The organism is uncultured Halopseudomonas sp., assembly GCF_963977355.1.
In the GTDB taxonomy this organism is placed as follows: domain Bacteria; phylum Pseudomonadota; class Gammaproteobacteria; order Pseudomonadales; family Pseudomonadaceae; genus Halopseudomonas.
This window is the reverse complement of record NZ_CAXBOV010000013.1, coordinates 1-25,606: the sequence shown is the minus strand read 5'-3', so window position 1 is coordinate 25,606 and position 25,606 is coordinate 1. Positions and strand designations below refer to the sequence as shown.

Below are 25,606 nucleotides of genomic sequence, written 5' to 3'. Positions count from 1 at the left end.
CCAACACACAGTAATGTAGAAAGATTACAGTCGCGAGAAGACCCTCCCTCGCGTTCGTTCATTGCATTCTATAGTCCCTCCCGGGTGTCGTCATGGAAAAAAGAAGTTGGCCAAGAAAGGCCGCCAGATTTAACGCAAGCCTAAGCTTGTCAGACGGAAATTACCCCTGCGTAATACGAGACTTCAGCCAGACAGGTGTACTTGCCAGCCTGGAAAAGCTGGCATTGAGCTCACTCAGTGGTCGCTCAAATGACCAACCGCTGACGGGCAAACTGCGTCTGGGTAGCGAAGAGAACGGCGCCATCCTCGATGTGGAGCTCGCGCGCGTCACCGACCAAGGAGCAGGCCTACGACTGCTGAATCCTAGCAGCGACCATTATTATGCCTTGCAGCGCGCAGCCGAATTAACCGACAACTCAAAAAGCACAAGCAGCCGGACCCCAACAGGTGCTGGCAGTGCACTCGGTGCTACACAAAGAGAGACGCTCGCCGGGAAGGCAAACACCGCTTTACGTTTCTTCCTCGAAATCCAGCTTCCCCGTTACTTCGACGAGCTCGAGACGGCGCTTGTGCTCGAAACCGATCGTCAGAAAAATCAGAGTGCCCAACAAACGTTTTTTGATGCCGTCGCCCTAATGCGCAAGCAACGTACACGGGTCATGCCTGCGGTGATAAATCGACTCAGCCAGGCCGTTCTGGATATTGCATCAGGCAATCAGGTAACAAAACAGCCGACAATGCGTGAACCCGCGGCGAGCACGACACTGGAACTGGTGGACAAGAGTGACTTCGAAGACTGGCTGGTTATACGGGTAGCTGTCTCACGGGCTGAATCGCTGGTACGCGAAGCGATGATTGAATTGCAGATGCGCTGGGACGTTGCCTTTGACGGCAAGACCGACAATCGCCTGTTCAATCCTTTTTCCCCTGCCTCCCTCTGCCATACGTTATTCGAGGTTATCCGCCCTCTGGGATTGAAAAATGCCGCGCTGGAAGTGGTGTTCCGTGTTTTCCAAAGCGAAGTACTCAATGCATTACCAGGACTGTACGCCGAGTTGAACACCATGTTTGCTGAAGCGAAAGCGCTACCCAAGGGAGATGTGGACCGCTACCTGGCCCACCAGATGCGCTCAGAAGCCCCGCACAGCAACAGGCCCGCCTCTGCGCGAGTAGCAGAGCAACCGGCAAGCAGCGCAACCTCGGGGCCTCAGCTTGCAGATCAAGCCGCCGACACTGAGCCGACGCCAGCGAAGAATGCTAGCGCCTTTAATGTGATCACTCGGCTTAACTCGTTACAGCGACGTCCTGGGCACGGCTCATCGGTATCCGCGGATGTCGATAATGCCGCCGAGCTACAAGCACCCCAAGAGGATAGCTCTGAGCTGACAGTACAGACGCTTGCACAGATAAAGACTCGATTGCTCGACACTGAAATGGCTTCCAGCAGTCTCTCCCTGAGGCAACAACTGATCGAAGCGGCACCGGCTCAGTTTGTAATGGGTGAGCGCGAAACAGAAGCGCTGGAGATGATCGAAGGTTTGTTTCAAAGCATAGCCAGCAGTGAGAGAGTAGCCGACGACTTGCAGGGAGACCTCAACAAACTGCAGATCCCCCTGCTGCGCATCATGCTGACAGACCCCGAACTATTCAATGCACCTGCCCATCCCGCCCGGCAGGCCATGAACCATCTTGCGCTACTGGTCGACCAGGACAGTATAAACCTCAATGCCAATCGCCAACCCATCCGTGAATATATAAAAGAGGTCCTGGGGAGCGATGATGATATCGATGGGTTTGTGCAGATATTGCCCGGACTCGAAGGTCTGGTCCTGCGTGAACAGCGCATCATAGAGCGCAACCGGCAACGTATCAGGGAGAAATGCGTTGGTCAGCAGCGCCTGATTCACGCCACAAGACAGGTAGAGCGCGAGCTTACAAATGTACTGGATCGATTGGTACCCAAAATTGTGGTCGATGTTGTGGAGCAGGGCTGGCGGGAATGGATGCGCCTTGCGTACTTGCGTCAGGGGGCCGAGAGCTCAGAGTTTGCTGGCACGGTAGCCGTTTTGCGGAAGATTCTGCTGCATCTGCAACTCGAGCGTGACCCCGGTCATTCGCCAACCGGCTCCGCGAGCGAGCTGGCCGAACCGGTGGTGGCCGGACTGTCCAAGGTGTCCCAGGGAACGCGCTCAAAGGACGAATTGATTGACTCACTGCGTGAACTGCTAGCGACCGGCATCACGCCAACGACCCCAATGGTGCATTATACCGGCGCCGAGCTGGACAGCGACCTGCTGGAAGAACGTCTGGCGCAACAGACCGACACGGACAAGAACCTCCTGCGCTGGCTCAAGCGTGCACGGGCACTGGATACCGGTCAATGGTTCGAAGCCACATCGGATTCCGCACCCACACAACTTCTGCAATTGTTGTGGGTGGCTGACGACACGGACCAGTTCATGTTCGCCAATCGCCAGGGAACCCGCAGCCTCGCACTCCCCGTTGATGATGTTGCCAAGCGCCTGCGTGACGGTAGCCTCGAACCCGTGCATGAGGCTGCCCTGCCCGCGGTGGACCAGGGTCTGGACGCACTGATTCAGAAAATGTACGACAAGCTGGCGTTCGACTCGTCCCATGATCAACTGACTGGATTACAGACCCGCAAGGAGTTTTCACGCTGTCTAACCGAGTGCATTGAGCAGGCCCGCCAGAATAGCCAGGCCTACACCTTGATTTTTATTGATATCCAACAGTTCAAAGTCATCAACAACACCTGCGGCTACGAGGCCGGGGACCGATTTCTTCGCGAACTTGCCCAGCGTCTACGCTCCATTGCCAGCACAGGGGTAGGCTCAGATACCGACACCGACAATAAAATAATGATTGGTCGGGTCGGTGCAGACCAGTTTGCCTTGCTACTGCCGGTCCGCTCGGACGGTCCGGGCTACCGCGTAGCCGTCGAGATCAAGTCCACTATAGAAACCAACCGTTTTGTCGAGAAGGACCAGAGCTTCGTCATACATGCCGCGATTGCGATGCTCGGCTTTGATCAGCGGAACAAGAAGGGCATGGAGCTCCTGCGTTCGGTCGAGACCGCCTCTGAATTATCCAAGCGGGCGGGATCCAAAGATATTCAGATAGTGCTGCCCGGGGATCAGCGGCTGGAAGAGCTTGACGAGGTAATGACCTGGGTTACCCGCATCAACCGAGCACTCGATGAGGATAACCTCAAGTTGCGCTGTCAGTTGATCGCCCCGCTGGCCAATACCGATGGACCGAAACTGCCCCACTATGAAGTGCTACTCACCGTTATTGACGAACAGGGTGAACACATACCACCCGCTGGCTTTATAAAGGCTGCAGAGGACTTCAACCGCATGGGCTCGGTGGATCGCTGGGTGATCGAGACGGTCCTGCGCTGGATGATGGAGCATCCCGAGCAACTGCGCATGTCTGGCGGATTTTCGATCAATCTGTCCGGACACTCCATGAACGACGAGACCTTCCTCGACTTCATTTTTGATGCCCTTGTGCGCTACCAGGTACCCCGAGACAAGCTGGTTTTCGAGATCACCGAAAGTACCGCTGTTGCCAATCTTGAGGACGCTGCAGACTTCATCTCGGAGATGCGCAGCATCGGCTGTCGCTTCTCCCTGGATGATTTTGGTGTGGGTCAATCGTCCTATTCCTACCTCAAGCGATTGCCAGTGGATTTCATCAAGATCGACGGTACTTTTATTCGGGAGATCACCACCAGCGACGTGGATTTCGCCTTGGTGCGCTCAATAACCGAGATGGGCCACTATCTGCAAAAGCAGGTGGTGGCTGAATACGTCACCAACAAGGAGATCCTTGCAACGGTTACTTCGATCGGCGTCGACTACGCCCAGGGTCACGTGCATGGATTGCCAGTGCTGCTTGAGGACCTCGTGGTCACAGGTTCAGACCTGGACCCTCAGATGGCATGACTCTCAGGCTTCCTCTGGTCGACGCTGCCGCTCATACAGAAACCGCAGGACTTCTGCGCGGTACTGGTTGTAACGTGTATCGCCGGCCAGGCTCAAGCGCTCGCGCGGGCGCTCAAGCTGTATATCCAGAACCTCTCCGATACTCGCAGCTGGACCATTGGTCATCATGACGATCTTGTCTGATAACAGAACCGCTTCATCGACGTCATGGGTAACCATCAGCACGGTGTTCTTCAATTCGGCCTGAATGGCCATGACCGAGTCCTGCAGGTGCGCACGGGTCAGAGCATCCAGGGCGCCAAAGGGCTCATCCATCAACAACAGAATCGGCTCCATGGCCAGAGCTCTGGCAATACCGATGCGCTGCTTCATACCACCGGATATCTCCGAGGGATACTTGTGCATCGCATGATCCATATGCACCAGCCGCAGGTTATGCTCGATCCATTCGCGCATTTCCTTGCGGTTCTTGCGTCCCTTGAAGATGGTCTTAACTGCCAACTCGATATTCTGATAACAGGTCAGCCAGGGTAATAGGGCATGGTTCTGGAACACCACAGCCCGGTCTGGCCCCGGCTGATTAACCTCACGCCCCTGCAGGATCGCCCCACCCTCGGTGGCCTGACTAAGCCCGGCAACAATATTCAGAACAGTGGATTTGCCGCAGCCGGAATGCCCGATAACGGATACAAACTCACCCTTGGCAATTTTCAGATTGACGTTATCAAGGGCGCGAAAAACACCGCCACGGGTAGGAAAATCAATCGATACGCCGCTCAGCTCAAGAAAACCGGTATTGCTGCGCTCGGAAGGAGCGACTGACTCCCGGGCTGGTTCGCCCGGACTCAGTTCGCGGATCATTTGGATAACTGACATGGGGATACCTCTTGTGTGTGGCTACCGTTTACTGGCCAGCCTGCTTGTCATGGGAAAGACACTTCTGCAGCGTCACCATCATCCAGTCGAGCAGATAACCGATAAAGCCGATGGTCAGCACTGCAACCATGATACGACCCAGGGAATCAGAACTGCCGTTCTGGAACTCATCCCAGATGAACTTGCCCAGGCCGGGATTCTGCGCCAGCATTTCCGCGGCGATCAGGACCATCCAGCCGATGCCCAGGGATATCCGCAGACCGGTAAAGATCATTGGCAGTGCCGCAGGAATGGCGATCTTGAATACCTGGCTCGATAACGGCAAACGGATGACCTTGCCGACGTTGATCCAGTCCCGATCAATCGAGCCCACCGCAACGGCTGTATTGATCAGAGTGGGCCACAGCGAGCACAACGTGACCGTGATCGCGGAGGTGATGAAGGACTTCTGGAAGAAAGGATCATCCGATACGTATACCGCGCTCACTACCATGGTCACTATTGGCAGCCAGGCCAGCGGTGAGACCGGCTTGAGTATCTGCACCAGCGGACTGATTGCGTGATACAGCTTCTGGCTCAGGCCACAGGCAACCCCAATCGGAATCGCTATCAGACTCGCGACAACAAAGCCGGCAAATACGGTTTTCAGACTGGTGAAGATCTGGTCGATAAAGGTTGCCTTCCCTGTGTACTCGCGCCAGCGTACCTCTGCTGTAGGATCAGCGGCCAAACGCTCCTCATTACGCACCCGCTGACGCTCGAGAAACGCCTCGCCTCGCTCACGCTCACGCAGGTGGTCGTCGTAGAGGTTACCGGCCTGCTCCCATACCTGTACCGGACCTGGCAGCTCGCCCAGACTGGTCTTGACCTGCGAGGCCGCGCCGGCCCAAAGCAGGAGAAAGATTCCGATGGCAATCAGCGGCAGTCCGAGCTGATTGAACAGATCCAGCGCCTGCTCCCGGCGATTCTCACCCTTGGCGAGCCGAACCACCGGTACCAGCCAGTTGAAGCCGGTCATTTCCATGTAATGAATGATTCTGCTCATGACATAACCTGCCTTGATGGTTGTAGTGGATTCAAATCGACTCATCGCCCTTTAGACCAATCGCCAGACTGTCCAGGTAGGCATTGGGCTTGTTGGCGTCGTAGGGAATACCATCGATGAATTCACTGGCGGTATCGCGTATGCCATCTTCGGTGGCGAAATCAGGAAATTCCGAGGCCTGCATCTTCCCTTCGCTGATCAAGGCAGTAGCAGCCTGGGCATAGATATCGGGGCGATAGACTTTTTTCGCGGTGTCCATGTACCAGCTGTCCGGTTTGCCTTCGGGGATCTGGCCCCAGCGGCGCATCTGGGTCAGAAACCAGATCGCATCCGAGTAGAACGGATAAGTGGCGTTGTGGCGGAAAAACACATTGAAGTCGGGTACTGGCCGCTTATCGCCCTTCTCGTACTCGAAGGTGCCCGTCATGGAGTTGGCAATGACCTCTGCATCGGCACCCACGTAGTAGGAGCGAGAGAGAATCTCCACCGCTTCCTCCCGGTTGGCATTGTCGTTTTCGTCCAGCCATTTCGCCGCGCGGATCAGTGCCTTGACCACGGCAATATGCGTATTGGGATACTGCTCGGCCCATTCATTGCTGACACCAAAGACTTTCTCAGGGTTGTTCTTCCATATCTGATAATTGGTGACGACCGGCACGCCAATACCCATGGCAACTGCCTGCTGGTTCCAGGGCTCACCTACGCAATAACCGTGAATCGTGCCAGCCTCCATGGTCGAGGGCATCTGCGGCGGCGGGGTCACGGATAGCAGCACGTCGGCATTGAGCTGACCCGAGCTGTGGCCTTTGAGTGGCGCATAGAAGCCCGGATGCAGGCCACCCGCCGCCAACCAGTAACGCAGTTCATAGTTGTGTGTAGAAACTGGAAAAACCATGCCCATCTTGAACGGATTACCCTGATTGCGATACTCGGTAACCACTGGCTTGAGCGCGTCAGCGGTGATCGGGTGGACCGGCTTGCCGTTCTCGTGGGCTACATGCGGCTTCATCTTTTCCCACACATCGTTTGAGACGGTAATCGCATTGCCGTTGAGGTCCATTGAGAACGCGGTGACGATATGCGCCTCGGTACCAAAGCCGATGGTTGCACCCAGGGGCTGCCCGGCCAGCATGTGGGCTCCATCCAGCGCGCCGTCAATTACTCTGTCCAGCAGGACCTTCCAGTTGGCCTGTGCTTCCAACGTGACATAGAGACCCTCATCCTCGAAGTAACCTTTCTCGTATGCGATCGCCAGGGGCGCCATGTCGGTCAGCTTGATGAAGCCGAACTTGAGATCCTCCTTCTCCAGGGCGCCCTGCGCCTGGACACTTCCTACCGACAACAGGCCCAGCCCGACAACCAGGCCGAAACCCATGGCTAAGCTGCGGGGGCTGCACCCTGCACCCGATGACAAATTATTTACGGAAAAAAGGTTCATGGTCGGTCTCCTCTGACTTATATGTCTTTCGGCAAAGAGGCTACGTCTGAAAGACGCGCATAAAAAAACGCCCACGGGCATGACCTGAATGGATCATGCCGGTGGACGCCTTTGCCCAAAATGTGATGAAAGCTGTTAAACACCAAAAGTATCGTTAGCTATTGTTTCAGTGAGCAATGGTTATGCCAGAAATCACATGCACTTGATTTGGTTGTAAAAAAACAAAATCATCCGCACCGCCCGCGGATGTAAATGCCTTGCTTCAGTGCAGAAACCGAGACAACGCACCCCTGATGTGCGTCACAAAGCGCGTTGCTACGCTTCTGCCTGCATCGCATTCAGCGATACACATGACCCGAACGCGAATTGATGTGTAGTATTGAAAGACACTTTTCAAACAGCGACCGGGGCCGTTCGATGTTACAACGCCAGCCAACGCAGCAAATTGAGGATGTTATTGTCATTGGCGGTGGCGCCAATGGCAGTGGTATTGCAATGGATGCTGCCGGGCGCGGATTGAAAGTATTGCTCTGTGAGATGGACGATCTGGGGTCGGCAACTTCTTCACGTAGCAGCAAACTGATTCACGGCGGCCTGCGCTACCTCGAGTTCTATGAATTCCGTCTGGTCCGCGAGGCACTGGCCGAACGCGAGGCGCTGCTGCGCAATGCACCTCATATAATGTGGCCCCTGCGCTTTCGCCTGCCCCACCGGCCGCATCTCCGGCCAGCCTGGATGATTCGCATTGGCCTCTTCCTTTATGACCACCTGGCCAAACGCGAGCTGCTACCAGCCTCCCGCAGCTTGCAGTTCGGGGGTGACAGCCCTCTGGTAAGTAGTATTGATCGTGGCTTCGAATACTCAGACGGCTGGGTGGATGACGCGCGCCTTGTAGTTCTCTGCGCCACAGCCGCGCATCGGCACGGCGCCACGATACGTACGCGCAGCCGTTGCATCCGGGCCGAACGGAACGACGGCCTATGGCACGTTACCCTGCAGGACCAGTCGACCGGGGCAACTAGCAGTCATAGCTGCCGCGCACTGATCAACGCTGCAGGCCCCTGGGTCAGTCGCCTGTTCAGTGAAGCACTGCAACAAACCGCGCCCAGACAGATACGCATGGTAAAGGGCAGCCATATTGTTGTGCCTCGCATGGATATTGGCGAGCAGGCCTACATTCTCCAGAACAAGGATGGGCGAATAGTTTTTGTCATCCCTTACGAGGATGACTTCTCGTTGATAGGCACCACGGATGTCGACTATGAAGGCGATCCGTCCGAGGTATGCATATCACCAGAGGAAAAGACCTACCTGATTGACGTGGTTAATGATCACTTTCGCCAGCAACTTAGCCTCGGGGATATCGTCTGGGACTTTTCCGGGGTACGACCACTGATGGATGACGAGTCAGCCAGTGCCCAGAAAGCATCCCGTGATTATTCATTCGAGCTTGACGCCAAGCCCGGAAACGCTCCACTACTGTCTGTTTTCGGCGGCAAGATCACCACCTACCGCAAACTGGCCGAAGCAGCAGTTGATAGTCTCGGTGAATTCTTCCCCCAGGCGGGCCCAGCCTGGACACGCAGCGCCAGCTTGCCGGGGGGCGATTTTGCGGACCATGCATCCCTCACAGCCGATTTTGCCAAACGCTATCCTTGGCTGCCCGCAGACCTGGCCGCGCGCTGGGTACGTACCTACGGCACTCTGTCCCGGGACCTGCTTGGTGAGTGCGGCGTTATAGCAGATCTTGGCGAACATTTCGGTGCCAATCTGTATGCCTGCGAAGTGAAGTATCTGATTAAAAACGAATGGGCTTTAACAGCAGACGACGTTCTCTGGCGCCGTACCAAACTGGGCCTGCGCTTACAACAGATCGACAAAAATGCCCTGACTGCCTTCATTCAGCGGTCGCTGGATAAAATGCCAGACAGGTCACCCTGCCCGGCTTGATCCAACAATAGATCGATACGGCAATCAACTGATCAATCGAAAGTGCCGGACTAGAAGGTCACCTGAGCCATCAACCAGAACTTGCTGGTATCAACGGCGAAATCATCAGCCCGATAGCGCGCGTACTTGGCCAACATGTTTACCCGACCAAAACTTCGTGTCGCTTGAAGGTTGATCTCAGATCCATAGTTGTCACCACCCCGGTCAGCCGAGAAATCATGATAGGCCGCGGCCAAGCCGGTACCGGACAGCGTGCCAGCGAGCTTCAGATAGCTATCTTGCAGGCCATCGGCTGGCGTAACCAGAAACACGTCGGCCCAGCCGTTGAACGCATGCGCGGTGGCCAAGGGGGTGCTGAAGGCACTCCCATCCACACCCAGAACCTCGTGACCTAAACGAGCAGACATACCGCCAAGGGCGGCGCCCAGTTCCAGCAGATAATAATCGGCGTCAATATTCGAAGCACCATCCTTGTAGTCATCCTGCTTGGCGTATTCCAGTGCATACAGCAGTCGCGAGTCAGCACCAAGTGGATAGTCTCCGACGAAGCGCGCCCCCAGAGTTCGGTTGGAGGCTGCAGGGGTATCGACAAACTCAAGGAAATAACCGTAGACACTCAGCTTGCCCAGATCCCAGCCGCTGTAACCCAGATTAAGCAAGTGTGTGCGCATGTCGAACTCACCAATCGGCGAGTCATCGCCAAAAATGCGATTGACCTTGTCAATATAGGCGTAGCTCAACTGAGTATCGGCCAGGGCACTATTAACCAGACTGAACGCATCATAGGTCTGTTCGTTCTGCCGCCATCCAACATTACCGATGAAACGGGCGTTGTCGTAGATAATCCGCTGGCGCCCAAACTTCAAAAGATTGTCAGGCCAGCCTGCATAGCTCAGGAACAGCTGATTGATTTCAGTACTTTCCGGATCGGCGACCACCGAATACTGAGTTTCAGCGCTGGGCAACCGGGTAGCATTGTTGTAGCGTTCCGAGCCGACCACACTGACATCATCGAACTCAATGAAGGCTGCAAGGCCCTGGTAAGTACCAGTGGCATAATTGAGCCGTGTGCGCAGCGTTGATGCATTGGCGTTCTTGCTAGGATTGTCCTGATCCACCCACTCGTAGCGGTAGCGCAGATCCAGTGTTGTCTTGCCCGAAGTGATTGCGTCAGCTAGCGAGCTATTCTGAGCACCGGCAATACCACAACCACCCATCAATGCCAGGGCGATACCCGCTTTGATCAGCCCCCCCATCCCCGTTTGTCGTTTTGCATCCCTGTCTGTGCTTGCGAAGGTCATGATTTTCATTCCGGCTTCCCCAATGGTAAATAACGCGCACAAAAAAAGGCGTCCACAGATATAGCCATTAGATGGATATACCGGTGGACGCCTTTGCCCAATCAATCGAATGAGTGCCGGACAGCTGCGCTGCACGACTTGCCTCATTCGAGCCTTCAGCAATAGCCATACCAACTTTTACATCGCTCTGTTTCTGCTGGAAATATTGTTTCAGAATTATGTCAGCATCGCCTTCCCCTGCTTTATCGCGGTGCAACACAAGCCCATTCTGCACAGAGGATGCACAGTAACCGGTCGGGCATGAGCTCAAGCGGGCTTATGGGGTATAATCGCCGGCCACATCAAACACGCCAGCTATTCAGCAAGGGTCTCAATGAGCAACAACGCCGCCGAAGTCGCCAAACGACGCACTTTCGCCATCATCTCTCACCCCGACGCGGGCAAGACTACGATCACTGAACGTCTGCTACTTATGGGGCAGGCGATCAACGTGGCGGGCACGGTGAAAGCGCGCAAGTCCGATCGACATGCGACGTCCGACTGGATGGCAATGGAGAAGCAGCGCGGCATTTCGGTGAGCACCTCGGTCATGCAGTTTCCCTACCGTGAATGCATGATCAACCTGCTCGACACCCCGGGCCACGAAGACTTTTCCGAGGACACTTACCGCACCCTGACCGCGGTCGACTCGGCTCTGATGGTGTTGGACGGCGGCAAGGGTGTCGAGCCTCGGACCATTGCCCTGATGGACGTATGTCGTCTGCGCGACACGCCAATCGTCAGTTTCGTTAACAAGCTCGACCGCGACATTCGCGACCCTATCGAACTCCTTGACGAGATCGAAGCAGTACTGAATATCAAGGCCGCGCCAATCACTTGGCCCATTGGCTGCTATCGCGACTTCAAGGGCGTCTATCATCTGAGCCGCGACGAGATCATCGTTTACGAGACAGGTCACGGCCACGAACGCACGGTGAACAGAATCATCAGCAAACTGGATTCGGACGAGGCTCGCGAACACCTCGACGACCTCTACGACAGCTTCGTCGATGAGCTTGAGCTGGTGCAGGGGGCCTGTCACGAATTTGATCAGCAAGCCTTCCTCGACGGCAAGATGACGCCGGTGTTCTTTGGCACCGCCTTGGGCAACTTCGGGGTAAGCCAGGTACTCGACGCCATCGTGGACTGGGCACCGCCGCCCCTGCCACGGGCCGCCAACGAGCGCACGGTGGGCCCTGCAGAAGATGCCTTCACCGGTTTTGTGTTCAAGATCCAGGCGAACATGGATCCCAAGCACCGGGATCGTATCGCGTTCATGCGAATATGCTCCGGCCAGTACGAAAAAGGCATGAAACTGCACCATGTACGCACCGGCAAGGAGCTGCGCATACCCGATGCCCTGACCTTTTTCGCAGCCGAGCGCGAGCACCTTGAGGAAGCCTGGGCCGGCGACATCATTGGCCTGCACAATCACGGCACGATCCAGATCGGCGATACCTTCAGCCAGGGCGAGAGCCTGGGCTTCACCGGCATCCCACACTTCGCGCCCGAGCTGTTTCGCCGGGTTCGCCTGAAAGATCCGCTCAAGTCCAAGCAACTGCGTCAGGGACTCCAGGAGCTCGCAGAGGAAGGCGCAACCCAGGTGTTTTTCCCTGAGCGCAGCAATGACATCATCCTGGGCGCCGTTGGTGTTCTACAGTTTGATGTGGTCGCCAGTCGCCTGAAAGAAGAGTACAAGGTTGAATGCATATACGAGCCAGTCACTGTCTGGTCGGCGCGTTGGGTGGAGTCGGACAACAAGAAAAAGCTCGAAGAGTTTGGCAACAAGGCAATGGAAAACCTGGCGATCGACGGTGGCGGACATTTGACCTACCTCGCGCCTACCCGGGTCAACCTGAGCCTTACGGAGGAGCGCTGGCCGGATATTCGCTTCCTCGCCACGCGTGAGCATCACTGAGTTGCAGCTCAGTGCTTTGTAACAAACCACCGAATCCGAACCACCCAAATGAGTGAAAATCAGTTAACTGAAAGCATTTTTGACTGATTTTCCTGCCCAACAGCGCTAGACTGATTCACAAGGGAATTTCTCGGTCGTAATCAGGACTCAGCAGTGGATAAAAGGCGATACGCGCGCCAGAGCGTTTCGATAGACGCAGTATTTCGCGTCGATGATATCGAAGACTTTGGCTGCTCCATCAAGGATTTCAGTCAAGGCGGAATGCTGCTGTCGCTGAATGACGTCCGTCGCACAAGCCAGCTGGATGCGTTGATCAGTGATCGCACCATCAAGACTGCGGTCCTGTTTGGCAGTAAAACTGCTCGAACGCGCATCCCGGTAGATATCGTCCACGCATCCGGAAACGGCATTGGCCTGCGATTCCAGCAGAACAACCCCCCTGAACTGGTCCAACTTCAACGGGCTGCAACGAGCGGGGACGAGACCCAATGGCGCCCCAAACCTGGCCAGCGCCCTCTGACCCATACCCAGCAAGCCAGCCTGATCGGTGCCACAAACCAGGTTGTTCGTCGCTTCCTCGACACGCATATGAGCCGGCTTTTCAAGCGACTGGGAGAGGCGTTTGCGGAAGAAGCTGACGCAGGCAAGACATTCGATGGGCGCCAGAAGCTGCTGGACGCGCGAGCCCTTTTAAATGCGCAGGAGTCGCGTATCGGATCGCAGGTCATCGGCTCAGTTACCAACGAGGCACTTACCCTTACCGGCCTTTCCCAGGATGCCCAAACAGGCGACGAGGACCAGCCCAGACATACGCGGTCCACACTGGCGCTGATCGAAAAGGACGAATTCGAAGATTGGCTTGTGGTTCGCGTATCGATTTCCAAGGCGGAGCTGCATTTGCGTGCAGAGCTCCTCGAGTTGCAACTACGTCTGGATGCTGCCTTCTCAAACGTGCAGACGCCCGAAGTCGGCAACCCCTATTCGCCGTCGGCTCTAGGCCTAGCCCTGGCGGATGCCGTTCGTCATTTGCACCTGGGCAATCAGGCACTCAGGCTTCTCTTTCAAGTCTTTCACGAAATCATCCTACTGGAGCTTGATGACGTCTATGCAACGCTCAACCGCCTACTGATAGACGCCGGCGTGTTGCCGGATCTGAACGTAAGTCGCTACCTGGCCAGCCAGAATGCTAGCTCTTCCCAGAATGAATCCCCAGCAAAGCCGGAAACGACGCAAGAGCCTGTCGCATCAGGCGCAGCCTCCAAAGGTGAGACAAGTGTAAGCACCGTGACGGAGGCACCGGCTGGGGCGAATGGGGCTTCAGACTCCAACTCGGGCCTGTTCTCCGGCATCGGCGACCGCGCGAATTCGTCGAGCAGCCCTGTGGGCCGCATAAAGGCTGCATTCACGGCAGCATCTCGCCTCTGGTCGATGCAGCGCCAGTTGTCTGGCTCGCCCGCCGGCACGACGCGCCCCGAAGTAGAGGACATAACGCCCCAGGGGCCTCCCGAGATTGAGGTACTCGATGCCTTGCATCGGGTGCAAGGTGACGTCCTCAGAGGTACGTCGCGATTGGATGAACCCGGCGCCCTGAAGCATTATTTGCTCCAGGCCGGAGGCATTGATGGCAAGGTCAGCAGTCATGAGTGCGACTCTGCCGACATGGTGGAAGGTCTTTTCGACAATATTGTCCAGAACGAACGGGTGCTTGAAGATCTGCGCCATGAGTTGCGCAAGCTCGAAGTGCCGATTCTCAAGGTCATGCTCAAGGATCCAACCTTATTCTCCGCGGACTTCCACCCCGCCCGCCAGGCGGTCAATTACCTGGCATTGCTGTCGGACCGACGCAGCATCAATATCAATCAGAATCGACCGGTCATTATCGATACGATTTCCAGCCTGCTGGAGGATCAGAGCGACGATAACAGCGGTTTTACCCGTGCGCTCGAAAATCTGGATGAACTGGTTGGCCGTGAAAAACATTTTTTCGAACGCAACCTGACGCGGGTAACCGAGGCTTGCGAAGGACAGCAGCGGATTGTCCAGGCCAACCTGCTGATCGACTGGGAGCTTTACCGACTCCTTGGCGCTCAACCTGTAGCCCAGCCAATAATCGATCTGGTCGATAATGGCTGGAAAGAACTGATGCGTCTGAGCTACCTGCGTGAGGGTGTCTCCAGCCTCGCGTGGGAAATGACTCTGGTGGTGATTGATCAACTGCTGGTGCGAACTGTCCCTGGGGCTTACGACCAGAGCCGCCTGCGCTTCAGCGAACAGAAACTACTGGGGCTGATTGCCAAGGGACTTTCAAAGATCCCGCACTCAGGACTGGGCCACAAGACGCTGGTGCGTAACCTGGAAATCCTTCTGGCCGATCCGGATGATCCATCCATCAGTCATGTACAGTTTGTCAGCCCCTTGCAAGAGGAGACTAATGAAACCGCAACCCAGGACCGCCAGTTACAACGGTGGCTCAAGCGTGCTCGGAACCTGAAAGTGGGACAGTGGCTGGAAGGCCAAGCGCCAAATTCCGAACCGCAACTTCTATATTTGGCCTGGGTCGCAGAAGCCTGCAGCCGCTACGTATTCAGTAACCATCGGGGCATGAAAGCGGCTGAACTGACGCTCAACGAGGTCGCCGAGAAATTGCGCGATGGGCAGCTAAGCATTCTCAATGATGAGAGCATGCCCGCGCTGGAACAGGGCCTCGACGCCCTGGTTCAGAAGGTTTACGACAAGCTGGCGCTGGAAACTGCACACGATCCTCTGACCGGTCTGCGCACCCGCCGTGAATTTGTCCGCTGGCTGACCCAGAGTGTCGACCAGGCCCAGGAAGGAAAGAACCGCTATATACTTATTTTCATCGATATTCTGCAGTTCAAGCTGATTAACAATACCTGCGGCTATGAGGTGGGTGATGATTTTTTGCGGGACATCGCGGCGACCATTCTTGCTGAACTTGAGTCCGACGCTATTGCAGGACGGGTAGGTGTTGATCAGTTCTGCGTGCTCTTGCCTTCCCAATCCCGGCATGCGGATCATCGAACGGCCGAGCAACTGAAAAACGCGGTTGAACGCAATCGTTTTGTCAGTGGGGAGCACAGCTTCACCATTCAGTCGGCCGTGGCAATGATGGCTGTTGATCGTGACGCCGCAGACCCAATGGAGCTACTCAGAACGGTCGAGTCAGCAGCGGATCTTTGCAAAAAATCCGGGCACCGTGATATCCAGACAGTCAAACCCGGAGACACCCGCTTCCGCGAGCGCGACGAGGTAATCTCCTGGGTCACCCGAATAAACCATGCCCTGGACGAGGGACTTTTGAAGGTCCGCTGTCAGAAGATACAACCCATACAGAGCGACCGGGCCATCGACATGCACTACGAAACGCTGCTCACGGTGGTTGACGAAAATGGCGAACACCTGCCTCCCGCTGACTTCATCCGGGCGGCGGAAGAATACAACCGAATGGGCGCAGTCGACCGTTGGGTCATCGAAACAGTACTCAGCTGGATGTCGGCGCACAGGGAGGAGTTGGATCAGTTTGGCGGATTTTCAATCAACCTATCGGGCTGTTCACTCAACGATGATTCCTTCCTCGACTTCATCTTTGCCACACTGGTGCGTTTTGACGTGCCACGCGACAAGCTGATCTTCGAGGTTACTGAAACCGCAGCGATCGACAACCTCGAGGATGCTGCAGATTTTATCAACGAGATGAAAGAGATTGGCTGCCGCTTTTCGCTGGATGACTTTGGCACTGGCCAATCTTCCTATGCCTATCTCAAGCGTTTACCCGTCGATTACATAAAGATTGATGGCACCTTCGTGCGCAATATCGTCACGGATAATTTCGATTACGCACTGGTGCGCTCCATCACCGAAATGGGCCACTTCCTGAACAAGAAAATTGTGGCCGAGTTTGTTTCCAGCCAGGAAATTCTAGACGTGGTCAGCTCCATTGGTGTGGATTACGCCCAGGGCTTCCACATCGGGCGGCCTGTATTGCTGGATAACCTGATTCTGAATCAGAACACCTCATCCAGTGTCACTGCCCCGCGCTGAACCATGCGCTATATCGATACCCATACTCATCTGGATTTCGCTGCCTTTGCCGCAGACAGAAGCGCGGTTGTAGAGCAATCCTGCAACTCTGGCGTAAGTCGGCTGGTGGTTCTAGGGGTGAGCCAGGCCAACTGGGCGGCGGTATGGGACCTCACGCAAACAGAACCCAGCATATATGCAGCGTTAGGGCTGCATCCGGTTTTTCTTGGGGAGCATCTGGATGAACATCTGACAGAGTTGCGTGAATGGCTCGGCCGGCTGGCTGGCGAGCCCAAATGCTGCGCGGTAGGCGAAATAGGGCTGGACTATTATGTAGAAGAACTGGATCGCAAGCGCCAGCATTATCTGTTCGAGACCCAGCTGGCAATGGCCGCTGATTTCAATCTTCCAGCGCTATTGCACGTTCGGCGCGCCCATGCGCCTACCATCGCGCTGCTCAAGCACATGAAATTGCGCCGCGCGGGCATTGTGCATGCATTCTCCGGCAGCCTGGAGGAAGCGCGCGAGTATATCCGGCTCGGCTTCAAGCTGGGTATTGGCGGTGCCGCTACCTGGCCCCAGGCCAAACGAATGCATCGGGTCCTGGCTCAATTACCGATCGAGAGCCTGGTACTGGAAACCGATTCGCCGGACATGGCGCCCGCCTTTCAACCATATGAGCGCAACACTCCGGGCAATCTTCCGCGTATCTGTGAAATACTCGCAGAGATTCGTCACGAACAGGCTGACGTTCTCGCTCGCGCCTGTCTGCATAACAGCTGTGAATTGTTCGGCTGGGACTCGACTGCGATGTGTTGAAGCGTCAGGTCTGATAAAGTCATACCCTTGATCCGTAAAGGAGACTCTCATGCCTCTGGGCATAGTCCTGCTGGTCGCCTGGCTATTTCTGCTATTGCGTTATCCCCGCATCATGCTCCCTGCAAGCGGCGTGCTGGTTGCTCTGGCCTTGGTGCTGGCAGCATTCGTCGGTGTTCGCCAATGGCAAAATGATCAGCATCTCGATCAACTGCACATCAGCATCGACTATCAGCCCGCGGGCTGCGAGTTTGGTAAACCACTGCGTGTACGGATCGATAACCAGAGTGGCCTGATTGCCAGCAATATTGAATGGCAGCTACACGCCAGCCAGGCAGGCCAGCAGAGGAATCTGCTTGATACCAGTGTTACCGGTGCCGAATACCGCGTTGGCGAGCCAATCGAAGCAGGTGGCCAATGGCAACGCTGCTTCAGCTTGCCACCGCTGCGTAGCGGTTATCGCCCCTCAGATATGCGCTATCGTGCGGCGGACCCTAGCGCCTCTTTTCAAAATTGACGAACTCGATAACTGATAACAACAAGGGCTCACATCACATGACACAACCCGTCGCATTGATCACCGGCTGTTCCAGCGGCATCGGCCAGGCTTTGGCCAATGTTTGCCTCGATGAGGGCTATCAGGTCTGGGCCACTGCCCGTAATACGCAGAGCCTCGATGCGCTGGTAGCTAGAGGCGCAAAGGCCATGACACTGGATGTGAACGACGAGTCCCAGGTCCAGGCCTGTGCCGAGCGTCTGCGTGCCGAAGTCGGGCGGCTGGATTTATTGGTAAACAATGCAGGTTACGGCGCTATGGGCCCCATACTTGATGCCGACCGGGCCACTCTGCTCAAGCAGTTTGATACCAACGTATTCGCACCGGTTGCAATGGTACGGGCGGTGAGTGACCTGCTCCGTGACAGCAAAGGCTTGATCGTCAATATAGGCAGTGTGTCGGGCGTAACAACGACGCCCTTCTCTGGCGTTTACTGTGCTTCCAAGGCAGCTCTCCATGCCCTTTCAGATGCGATGCGACTGGAGCTGGCGCCCTTTGGCATCAAGGTGCTGACGGTCATGCCAGGTGCTATTGCCTCGGACTTCGGCAATAACGCCAGTGCAGCCATTACCATCGCAGAGGACTCCTGGTTCAAGCCCTGGGAGAAAGCCGTGCAGGCGCGCGCCAAAGCCTCACAAAAGTCGACCTCCACCAGCGCTGACAAGTTCTCCAGGGAATTGATGAGCTACATCAAGAACCCTTTACGCCCGGAAGTGGCTTTGATAGGAACGAGTAGCCGCAGCATGGTGCGCCTCAAGCGCTGGCTACCCACTTCGATCCTCGACGCCAGACTGCGCAAGCGTTTTGGCCTGGACAAGGGTTGATCACATCGAAGGGCGTCAGTCGCCGTAGATAATTGCTTCGGCCTGGTGGTCGGCTATGTCCGACGGGGAGCGTCCTTCAGCGACGCTCTCGGCAAAAATGCTGTCAAGCCGCTCGCCAATACGACGAACCCGTGCTGCAATCTCTCCGGCGGCGACCCCCTGATGGGTCAACGCGACGTGTAGCAGTCCACCTGCATTGATCACGTAATCTGGCGCGTAGAGGACGCCCCTTGCATTCAGAAGATTGGCCGCGTCCCTGTTGGTCAATTGATTGTTGGCAGCGCCTGCAACGGCAGCACACCGCAACTGGGCAATGCTGGCCGGAGCGAGTACACCCCCCAGCCCGCAGGGCGCGAAAATATCGCAGGACGTTTCGAATACGGCATCGGGGGCGACTGGGGTAGCGCCCAGGTCATCCACGGCCATCCTGACCTTACCCGCATCCAGATCGGCCACAAGCAGATCGGCACCTTCAACTACGAGCATTTCAGCCAGGGCATAGCCCACATTACCAAGGCCCTGCAACATGACTCGCACCCCTGCCAGACTCTCCTGCCCTAGCTGCACACGCGCCGCAGACTTGATGCCCATCAGAACACCGAGGGCGGTGTGGGGTGACGGGTCTCCGGCTTGATAGGTGCTGGTCACATGGTTGGTCTGTTGCGCGATGCAATCCATGTCCTGGCTACTGGTACCACTGTCTACCGCGGTAATATATCCACCACGAAGCGACTCGATACAGCGTCCAAACGATTCAAAGAGCGCGGCCCGATCCGGAACATGAGCCGGACGAATGATGACTGCCTTGCCGCCGCCCTGCTCCAGCCCAGCGAGTGCAGCCTTGTAGCTCATACCTCGGGCCAACCGAATCGCATCTTCGCATGCCGCGTCGAAACTGGCGTAGGGCATATAGCGACAGCCACCGAGCGCCGGCCCCAGCCGGGTATTGTGAATGGCTATGATAGCTTCCAGTCCGGTCGCCTCATCACTGAAAAGATGAAGCGCCTGCATCTTGTCGGAGCGCATTGCTGCAAACATGTGTATCGCCTGTTTTCGGTGTACTTGCTAATACCCTATACGCAAATATGCAAATACGCGAAAACCCAATACAAACACTAGCGTCTAACCGGCCTTTTCTGCAGCTTGCGCTGCAAGGTACGACGATGCATGCCCAGTGCCCTGGCAGTCGCCGAGATATTCCCCTCATGCTCGGCCAGAATGCGCTGAATATGCTCCCACTGCAGACGATCAACCGACATCGGATGTTCGGCTACCAAGGATTCCGGATCGGCCTGCTCGGATAACAGTGCGGTCAGCACGTCATCGGCATCGGCGGGCTTGCACAGGTAATTGCAGGCACCTCTTTTAATGGCTTCTACTGCGGTGGCAATACTCGAATAACCGGTCAGAATGACTACCCGCAGTTCCGGGTACACCTCCAGCAACCGGGGCAACAGAACCAGTCCGGAGTCACCCTCCATTTTCAGATCCAGCAGCGCAAAATCAGGCTGTTCCTGCTTCGCCAGCTGCATTGCCTCCTCGGCATCACCTGCGGTATTCACTCGCAGCCCCCGGCGCGTGAGAGCCCGCGCCAGAACCCGGGTGAAAGTGGGGTCATCATCTACCAACAGCAACAGGGGCTGCTCTTCCTGTTCGATCTCTTCAGTCATGTTCTGTCTCCCACACAATCGGCAGGAGGACCTCTGTCAATGTGCCCCCCGTGTCCTGGTTGAATAATTTGACGCTACCGCCCATGCGCTCGACCGCCGCATGACTGAGAAAAAGACCAAGACCAAAGCCTTTCTTACCCTTGGTCGTCACAAAAGCGGTGCCTATCTGTTCGGCTATATGCAAGGGAACCCCGGGGCCATGATCGCGAATCAGCAGTCGCAGGCGTTTCTGGTCCCACTCCAGGGCAATGGTTATATCATCAGGACAGGCATCAACGGCGTTGTTCAGCAAATTGAGCATTGCCTGACCCAGCTCGGGACTCGCCTTGATCCTCGGTATCGCACCGGGTGGCAGAGGTTGTAACTGCCATGACGCCTCTGGGCGCATTAGTTGCCAGCGGGCCAGGAGGATTTTCATCCAGGCGTCCACCGGTTCAACCTGAATCGGGTGGCTAGGCGTGAGCTCAGCGCGGCGCACCATCTGCTGCAGACTTTCCTTGCATAAACCGACCTGCTCCTGAAGAAGCGCCAGATCCTCCTGAAGAGCCCCTTCCGGGTAGTCGCTGCGCAAATCCTTCAGCAATACGCTCATGGTCGACAGCGGTGTAGAAAGCTCGTGGGCAGCGCCGGCCGCCACGCTGGCGATGCCAAGCAACTGCGCGTCACGGATACCCTGTTCACGTTTTTCGGCCAGGCGCTCGGCATGCTGACGCAGGGCCGCGGCCATGCGTACAACGAAAAAGGTAATCAAACCCGCACTCATCGCCAGGTTCAACCACATACCGATCATATGCAGGTTGATCACACCCCGCCCGATGGTGAACTCGAAAGCCTGCAGAGGCTCGTACCATAGCAACAGCAGGCTATAGGCGAACACCGACAGCCCGGCCAGACAGGCCGTGTAGAACCACGGCAGGGTTGCTGCAGCAATAGTGAGAGGAACCAGATAATAGGACACAAAGGGATTGGTCGGCCCCCCGGAAAAATACAGGAGAATGCTGTGCACCAGCACATCGAAAGCCAATTGCATCCCGTATTCCATATCCGTAACGGGCCAGCGCCGTGACAGGCGCAGGAGAGTCAGAATACTGACCACAGCCGAGGCACCCAGGGTAACCAGAAGCGCCGTCCAGGGTAGCGGGAACCAGCCACTTACGTAGGCCCCCATCACTGACATGCTCTGCGCCAGCAAAACCAGCAGACGAATCAATATGAGCCGCCACAGGTTTTGCCGTGTAGGTGATAACGCAAGAATATTGAAGCCCATTACAGCCCGTCGCACCAAGGGTAAACCTCCGATTATAGGTGGACCGAGGACTAAAACGACGTTGCCTACGGTGCGTCACAGCGTCGCATAAAAAGACGTCCCCTTGTACCGCATGCCATTGAGCAGATGTTGCAGCGTGGATAAGGAAGCATACGCGCTGAATACTGACTACACTTCCTTTTCACGAATTCTCAACACAGGAAGCAAGCCATGCGTCATTTGCCATTCTCCGCTCTGTTACTCGGTCTCACTTGCGTCATGGGTACAACCCAAGCGCTGGCTAACGAACAGCAATATAATCAGGTTTCGCTGCGAGCCGAAGTACAACAAGCGGTCAGCCATGACATTTTGACTGTAAGGATGTACGCAGAGGATCAGGGAAAGGATGCCGGCGAGCTGGCACGACGTATCTCCCAGCGATTGAACGAGAGCTTGAAGACAGCGCGCCAGACCAAGGGCGTCGAGGTTTCCAGTGGCACGCGCAGCAGCCAACCGGTTTACGATGAAAAGGGTGAGAAAATCATAGCCTGGCGCGAGCGTGGCGAAATTGTTCTTGAAAGTACCGATTTCGCCGCGCTGTCTACGTTGACGGGCCAACTCATGACTGATTTGAGTCTGGCCGACATGCGGTTCAGCCTGTCGCCCGAAGCGCGCCGCGAAACTGAAAATCAGCTTATGCGCGAGGCCATTGCAGCTTTCCAGGCGCGTGCCGATATCGCCGCAAAGAGCCTGGGTGGCAGCGGGTATCGGGTGGTCAACCTCAGCCTTGACACTCAGTTCATGCAGCCAATGGCCTACCGCGGAGCAAAGATGGCGACCATGGCCGATTCAGAGTCCGTCACACCGTCGGTTGAGGGCGGCCAGGCCGACGTTACCTTGAATGCCAACGGCACAATTGAAGTAACCATGCCCTGAGCGATCACTGCAATCCAGCCCGACTCCTGCGACCAGTCAGGAGTCAGGGCCGCATAAAGGCGTAGTCGGTATCCTCGTCGAGATTGTCGGCGAGGAAGTTCAGCTCGTGTGCTATGTCGATCATTGAACGCTCGCGCTTGTACACATTGAGCACTTCAGCCATCAGCGCCCTGGCCAGGTCCTGCTCACCATATCCGGCATGCTGCGCCTGCTCGATGCCCTCGATAACTATTTTTTCAGCCAGCTTGTAGACAGACATTGCAATTCTCCGTGCAAAAAGCCTATTCCAGCACATCAGACATGGCAGGTTATTGACCTGGGGCAGGGTCGATCATGGTTTGTCGAACGGTTCTTGCAAGTAGCGATCCGTATCGAATGTTTCAAGCCAGTCGGGACAGAAAACCACCAGAGCACTGATCACCGTGCCATTGATGAAGGCTTCTGGAAACGCGACCAGCAGTAAGTAGCCAAAAGCATCCATAAGACTCGAAGGGGCCGATAGCTCTCCCGACCAGGCCAATAGTCCCATTCCAAGAAGAATCACCGCCGCCGCCGCGGCGGCGGCGGCGAAGAAGCCACTGACGAATATATAGGCAAACAGGTTGCGCGGCTCAAGCCGCTCCAGACCTCGGCTAATGAGCACAGTCACCAGCACCGGCACCAGTACCCGCAGAATACCGTTGACACCAAAAGCTTCGGCATCATCCAGCCCCAGGAGTACCAGAGCCAGCTGTGCGAGAGCGCCGGCGATCACTGCCAGTGGCCAGTCGAGCAGCAGCGTAACCGCAGTCAGTCCAATAAAATGAAAAGTCAGTCCATTGTCGAAATCGCGGCGCACCAGCCAGAGCACGAACAATACGAAAATACTGCCAAAGCAAAGGTGCTGTCGGCGCTCATCGGCGAGCAACTCAACCCAGGACACTCTGGCCAAAGCCCAGAGAGCCGCCAGGGCAAACAACACAAGGCCGAGTATCAATTGCACAGGAGTCAACAGGGCGACTGAGAGCATGGGGTAACCTCGTACGGATGACCACGCGAGCATAGCACCAAGGCCTTTGGTGCTCACGGCATTGAATGATGCACTAACATGACGAAATACTATGGGCGTAGGCCCAATTGTGCACAAAAGAGGCTGATGCAATCTGCGGCAGCAGGGACTAGAATAAGATCATCGTTAGTCAAGCCAGCCCCCGCAGCCAAGCGTTGCGCCAAAGCCAAAGGTGCCAGCATGCCCAGCCGCCTCTACCCAGAAGACCAGGAACGCGTTGATGCGTACCTAAATCAGCCGGCTAACCGCGTCGAGCGCAAGCCTTTCAATGTCTGGCTGTTGCTCGGAGTTATTCTTGCCTCAGTTATTGGCATGGGGCTGATCGCACGCATGCTCGCCTCACTGGTGCTTGTGTAAAGGGCGCCCCTGGCTTGACCGACCCGGATCATTCTTTGTGTCGAGTCTCTCCCATGTCCCATGTAGCAACATCCGAATCTCTACCCCGCATTCTGGTCGTGGGTGGTGGTGCCGGCGGCCTAGAGCTGGCTACCCGTTTAGGTCGCAAGCTGGGCAAGCGCAACAAGGCGCTGATCACCCTGGTTGATACCAACATGACTCATATCTGGAAGCCATTGCTCCATGAAGTGGCGGCTGGGTCACTGAACTCCAGTGGTGATGAACTCAACTATGTAGCCCAGGCCAAGTGGAACCATTTTCATTTCCAACTGGGTGCCATGGACGGTATCGACCGCGAGAGTCGCGTGATCTACCTGCGGTCAATCCAGGACGAAAACGGCGAGGAACTCATTCCCCCACGGGAAATCGCCTATGACTATCTGGTCGTCTCGGTAGGCAGCAACACCAATGATTTCAACACCGAAGGCGCCGCAGAACATTGCCTGTTTCTCGACACGCGAGAGCAGGCCGAACGCTTTCACCGGCTGCTGCTCAACCAGTACATGAAGGCCCAGGCCAGCAGCGCAGGTCAGATCAGCGAGAAGATCAACGTCGCAATTATCGGCGCTGGCGCCACAGGGGTAGAGCTGGCTGCCGAATTGCACCACGCAGCACGCCTGTTGCAGGCATATGGTCTGGACCGCATTCGACCTGAGGATCTGCACATCAACCTGGTTGAGGCCAGTGGACGTGTTCTGCCCGCTCTTCCTGAGCGCATCAGCGAGCCGGTGACCCATACGCTGAAAGAACTGGGCGTACATCTGCACACCGGCTCTCCAGTCAAGGCGGTAACGGCCGAGGGGCTGCTCCTGGCAAACGGTGAGCATATCGCTGCCTCACTGAAGGTGTGGGCTGCGGGCATAAGAGCCCCCGCCTTTCTTGCCCAACTGGGCCTCGAGACCAACCGGATCAATCAACTGGCGGTGTACACCACGCTGCAGACGACCCTGGACTCACGCATTTTCGCATTCGGCGATTGCGCAGCATGCCCCACCGGCGAGGACGGACGTTTCGTTCCGCCGCGTGCGCAGGCAGCTCATCAACAGGCCTCCCTGCTGGCAAAAAACCTCAAGCGGGCTATCGAAGGCAAACCATTACAGGAATACGTTTATCGGGATTACGGGTCACTTATTTCCCTCTCGACCTTCAGCGCAGTGGGCAATCTCATGGGCAATCTCACAGGCAGCGTGATGCTTGAAGGCAAGTTGGCGCGGATGTTCTACGTATCCCTCTACCGTATGCATCAGATGGCGCTCTACGGCGTTCCACGCACCTTGATGCTGATGCTCAGCGACAGAATCGGCAGCAGCACGGCGCCCAGGCTGAAGCTGCACTAGGGGGCGCGTTCTGTCAGGCGGGCGTGGCTACTGAGAGTGGCACGTCCGAACAGGCTCAGCCGACCGGACAGGAAAATCAGACACACGAAGAACCGGCAAGGTGCCGATGCAGTGCTGATTGGTATGGGGACTTTCTACTGAAGGGATTTGAGTGGTGGGTCGTGTAGGATTCGAACCTACGACCAATTGGTTAAAAGCCAA

General features: G+C 56.2%; 20 protein-coding genes. 10 read left to right on the top strand and 10 right to left on the bottom strand.

All coding sequences use genetic code 11. The annotated features are described in order from the left end of the window. The first annotated feature begins 92 nt into the window (after positions 1-92). Positions 93-3,968: a DUF1631 family protein gene (locus AAC076_RS08785; protein WP_339844553.1), complete on the top strand. Its 3,876-nt coding sequence runs from the start codon at positions 93-95 to the stop codon at positions 3,966-3,968. A 3-nt stretch (positions 3,969-3,971) separates the two neighbouring features. On the opposite strand, the gene AAC076_RS08780 is transcribed toward AAC076_RS08785, so the two are convergent. The 3 genes from AAC076_RS08780 to AAC076_RS08770 are packed head-to-tail and all read right to left on the bottom strand — an operon-like array spanning position 3,972 to position 7,327. Then, complete coding sequence (locus AAC076_RS08780; RefSeq protein ID WP_339844550.1) at positions 3,972-4,844, bottom strand: ABC transporter ATP-binding protein; 873 nt, start codon at positions 4,842-4,844, stop codon at positions 3,972-3,974. Positions 4,845-4,872: 28 nt separating this feature from the next. Continuing rightward, complete coding sequence (locus tag AAC076_RS08775; protein WP_339844547.1) at positions 4,873-5,889, bottom strand: ABC transporter permease; 1,017 nt, start codon at positions 5,887-5,889, stop codon at positions 4,873-4,875. Positions 5,890-5,920: 31 nt separating this feature from the next. Then, a complete protein-coding gene (locus tag AAC076_RS08770; RefSeq protein ID WP_339844545.1) occupies positions 5,921-7,327 on the bottom strand; it encodes a CmpA/NrtA family ABC transporter substrate-binding protein in 1,407 nt (468 codons plus the stop codon). A 417-nt stretch (positions 7,328-7,744) separates the two neighbouring features. Between AAC076_RS08770 and glpD the strand changes: the two genes are divergently transcribed. Beyond that, complete coding sequence (gene glpD, locus AAC076_RS08765; RefSeq protein ID WP_339844544.1) at positions 7,745-9,277, top strand: glycerol-3-phosphate dehydrogenase; 1,533 nt, start codon at positions 7,745-7,747, stop codon at positions 9,275-9,277. A gap of 50 nt (positions 9,278-9,327) precedes the next feature. Here the strand turns inward: glpD and AAC076_RS08760 are convergent, their stop codons facing one another. Further along, positions 9,328-10,587, bottom strand: a complete 1,260-nt coding sequence (locus AAC076_RS08760; RefSeq protein ID WP_339844543.1) for an alginate export family protein — start codon at positions 10,585-10,587, stop codon at positions 9,328-9,330. 58 nt (positions 10,588-10,645) lie between these two features. After that, on the bottom strand, positions 10,646-10,837 hold the full coding sequence (locus AAC076_RS08755; RefSeq protein WP_339844542.1) for a hypothetical protein: 192 nt from the start codon (positions 10,835-10,837) through the stop codon (positions 10,646-10,648). 114 nt (positions 10,838-10,951) lie between these two features. On the opposite strand from AAC076_RS08755, the gene AAC076_RS08750 reads away from it, so the two are divergent. The 5 genes from AAC076_RS08750 to AAC076_RS08730 all read left to right on the top strand — a co-directional run bounded on the left by AAC076_RS08750 (position 10,952) and on the right by AAC076_RS08730 (position 18,772). Next, positions 10,952-12,535, top strand: a complete 1,584-nt coding sequence (locus AAC076_RS08750; protein ID WP_339844541.1) for a peptide chain release factor 3 — start codon at positions 10,952-10,954, stop codon at positions 12,533-12,535. A gap of 153 nt (positions 12,536-12,688) precedes the next feature. After that, positions 12,689-16,597, top strand: a complete 3,909-nt coding sequence (locus AAC076_RS08745) for a DUF1631 family protein (RefSeq protein ID WP_339844539.1) — start codon at positions 12,689-12,691, stop codon at positions 16,595-16,597. A 3-nt stretch (positions 16,598-16,600) separates the two neighbouring features. Continuing rightward, positions 16,601-17,395, top strand: coding sequence for a TatD family hydrolase (locus AAC076_RS08740; RefSeq protein WP_339844537.1), 795 nt, complete (start codon positions 16,601-16,603; stop codon positions 17,393-17,395). Between the two features lie 49 nt (positions 17,396-17,444). Then, positions 17,445-17,909, top strand: coding sequence for a hypothetical protein (locus tag AAC076_RS08735; protein WP_339844534.1), 465 nt, complete (start codon positions 17,445-17,447; stop codon positions 17,907-17,909). Between the two features lie 38 nt (positions 17,910-17,947). Further along, the gene (locus tag AAC076_RS08730) at positions 17,948-18,772 is read left to right on the top strand and encodes an SDR family oxidoreductase (RefSeq protein ID WP_339844532.1); all 825 of its coding nucleotides are present in this window, start codon (positions 17,948-17,950) and stop codon (positions 18,770-18,772) included. A 15-nt stretch (positions 18,773-18,787) separates the two neighbouring features. Here AAC076_RS08730 and AAC076_RS08725 read toward each other — a convergent pair whose 3' ends face one another. The 3 genes from AAC076_RS08725 to AAC076_RS08715 form a co-directional block, all read right to left on the bottom strand. Then, the gene (locus AAC076_RS08725; RefSeq protein WP_339844529.1) at positions 18,788-19,810 is read right to left on the bottom strand and encodes a Glu/Leu/Phe/Val dehydrogenase dimerization domain-containing protein; all 1,023 of its coding nucleotides are present in this window, start codon (positions 19,808-19,810) and stop codon (positions 18,788-18,790) included. Between the two features lie 77 nt (positions 19,811-19,887). Then, positions 19,888-20,442, bottom strand: coding sequence for a response regulator transcription factor (locus AAC076_RS08720; protein WP_339844527.1), 555 nt, complete (start codon positions 20,440-20,442; stop codon positions 19,888-19,890). After that, the gene (locus tag AAC076_RS08715; RefSeq protein WP_339844730.1) at positions 20,435-21,709 is read right to left on the bottom strand and encodes an ATP-binding protein; all 1,275 of its coding nucleotides are present in this window, start codon (positions 21,707-21,709) and stop codon (positions 20,435-20,437) included. The genes AAC076_RS08720 and AAC076_RS08715 overlap by 8 nt, the downstream gene beginning before the upstream one ends. A 210-nt stretch (positions 21,710-21,919) precedes the next feature. Here AAC076_RS08715 and AAC076_RS08710 point away from each other — a divergent pair, with 210 nt between their 5' ends. After that, entirely contained in the window at positions 21,920-22,624 is a 705-nt protein-coding gene (locus AAC076_RS08710) for an SIMPL domain-containing protein (RefSeq protein ID WP_339844524.1), read from the top strand. Positions 22,625-22,667: 43 nt separating this feature from the next. Here the strand turns inward: AAC076_RS08710 and AAC076_RS08705 are convergent, their stop codons facing one another. Beyond that, the gene (locus AAC076_RS08705) at positions 22,668-22,883 is read right to left on the bottom strand and encodes a hypothetical protein (RefSeq protein ID WP_339844523.1); all 216 of its coding nucleotides are present in this window, start codon (positions 22,881-22,883) and stop codon (positions 22,668-22,670) included. Positions 22,884-22,955: 72 nt separating this feature from the next. After that, on the bottom strand, positions 22,956-23,633 hold the full coding sequence (locus AAC076_RS08700; protein WP_339844520.1) for an energy-coupling factor ABC transporter permease: 678 nt from the start codon (positions 23,631-23,633) through the stop codon (positions 22,956-22,958). A gap of 219 nt (positions 23,634-23,852) precedes the next feature. Here AAC076_RS08700 and AAC076_RS08695 point away from each other — a divergent pair, with 219 nt between their 5' ends. Beyond that, positions 23,853-24,029 carry a DUF3094 family protein gene (locus AAC076_RS08695; RefSeq protein WP_150278030.1) on the top strand — a complete coding sequence of 59 codons (177 nt, stop codon included), beginning with the start codon at positions 23,853-23,855 and terminating at the stop codon, positions 24,027-24,029. Positions 24,030-24,082: 53 nt separating this feature from the next. After that, on the top strand, positions 24,083-25,405 hold the full coding sequence (locus tag AAC076_RS08690; protein WP_339844517.1) for an NAD(P)/FAD-dependent oxidoreductase: 1,323 nt from the start codon (positions 24,083-24,085) through the stop codon (positions 25,403-25,405). Positions 25,406-25,606: the final 201 nt, after the last annotated feature.

Excerpts from the sequence above, each read along its gene's own strand:
- AAC076_RS08785 (WP_339844553.1), top strand. The coding sequence starts at position 93 with ATGGAAAAAAGAAGTTGGCCAAGAAAGGCCGCCAGATTTAACGCAAGC.
- AAC076_RS08780 (WP_339844550.1), bottom strand. The coding sequence starts at position 4,844 with ATGTCAGTTATCCAAATGATCCGCGAACTGAGTCCGGGCGAACCAGCC.
- AAC076_RS08775 (WP_339844547.1), bottom strand. The coding sequence starts at position 5,889 with ATGAGCAGAATCATTCATTACATGGAAATGACCGGCTTCAACTGGCTG.
- AAC076_RS08770 (WP_339844545.1), bottom strand. The coding sequence starts at position 7,327 with ATGAACCTTTTTTCCGTAAATAATTTGTCATCGGGTGCAGGGTGCAGC.
- glpD (WP_339844544.1), top strand. The coding sequence starts at position 7,745 with ATGTTACAACGCCAGCCAACGCAGCAAATTGAGGATGTTATTGTCATT.
- AAC076_RS08760 (WP_339844543.1), bottom strand. The coding sequence starts at position 10,587 with ATGAAAATCATGACCTTCGCAAGCACAGACAGGGATGCAAAACGACAA.
- AAC076_RS08750 (WP_339844541.1), top strand. The coding sequence starts at position 10,952 with ATGAGCAACAACGCCGCCGAAGTCGCCAAACGACGCACTTTCGCCATC.
- AAC076_RS08740 (WP_339844537.1), top strand. The coding sequence starts at position 16,601 with ATGCGCTATATCGATACCCATACTCATCTGGATTTCGCTGCCTTTGCC.
- AAC076_RS08735 (WP_339844534.1), top strand. The coding sequence starts at position 17,445 with ATGCCTCTGGGCATAGTCCTGCTGGTCGCCTGGCTATTTCTGCTATTG.
- AAC076_RS08730 (WP_339844532.1), top strand. The coding sequence starts at position 17,948 with ATGACACAACCCGTCGCATTGATCACCGGCTGTTCCAGCGGCATCGGC.
- AAC076_RS08725 (WP_339844529.1), bottom strand. The coding sequence starts at position 19,810 with ATGTTTGCAGCAATGCGCTCCGACAAGATGCAGGCGCTTCATCTTTTC.
- AAC076_RS08720 (WP_339844527.1), bottom strand. The coding sequence starts at position 20,442 with ATGACTGAAGAGATCGAACAGGAAGAGCAGCCCCTGTTGCTGTTGGTA.
- AAC076_RS08715 (WP_339844730.1), bottom strand. The coding sequence starts at position 21,709 with ATGGGCTTCAATATTCTTGCGTTATCACCTACACGGCAAAACCTGTGG.
- AAC076_RS08710 (WP_339844524.1), top strand. The coding sequence starts at position 21,920 with ATGCGTCATTTGCCATTCTCCGCTCTGTTACTCGGTCTCACTTGCGTC.
- AAC076_RS08705 (WP_339844523.1), bottom strand. The coding sequence starts at position 22,883 with ATGTCTGTCTACAAGCTGGCTGAAAAAATAGTTATCGAGGGCATCGAG.
- AAC076_RS08700 (WP_339844520.1), bottom strand. The coding sequence starts at position 23,633 with ATGCTCTCAGTCGCCCTGTTGACTCCTGTGCAATTGATACTCGGCCTT.
- AAC076_RS08695 (WP_150278030.1), top strand. The coding sequence starts at position 23,853 with ATGCCCAGCCGCCTCTACCCAGAAGACCAGGAACGCGTTGATGCGTAC.
- AAC076_RS08690 (WP_339844517.1), top strand. The coding sequence starts at position 24,083 with ATGTCCCATGTAGCAACATCCGAATCTCTACCCCGCATTCTGGTCGTG.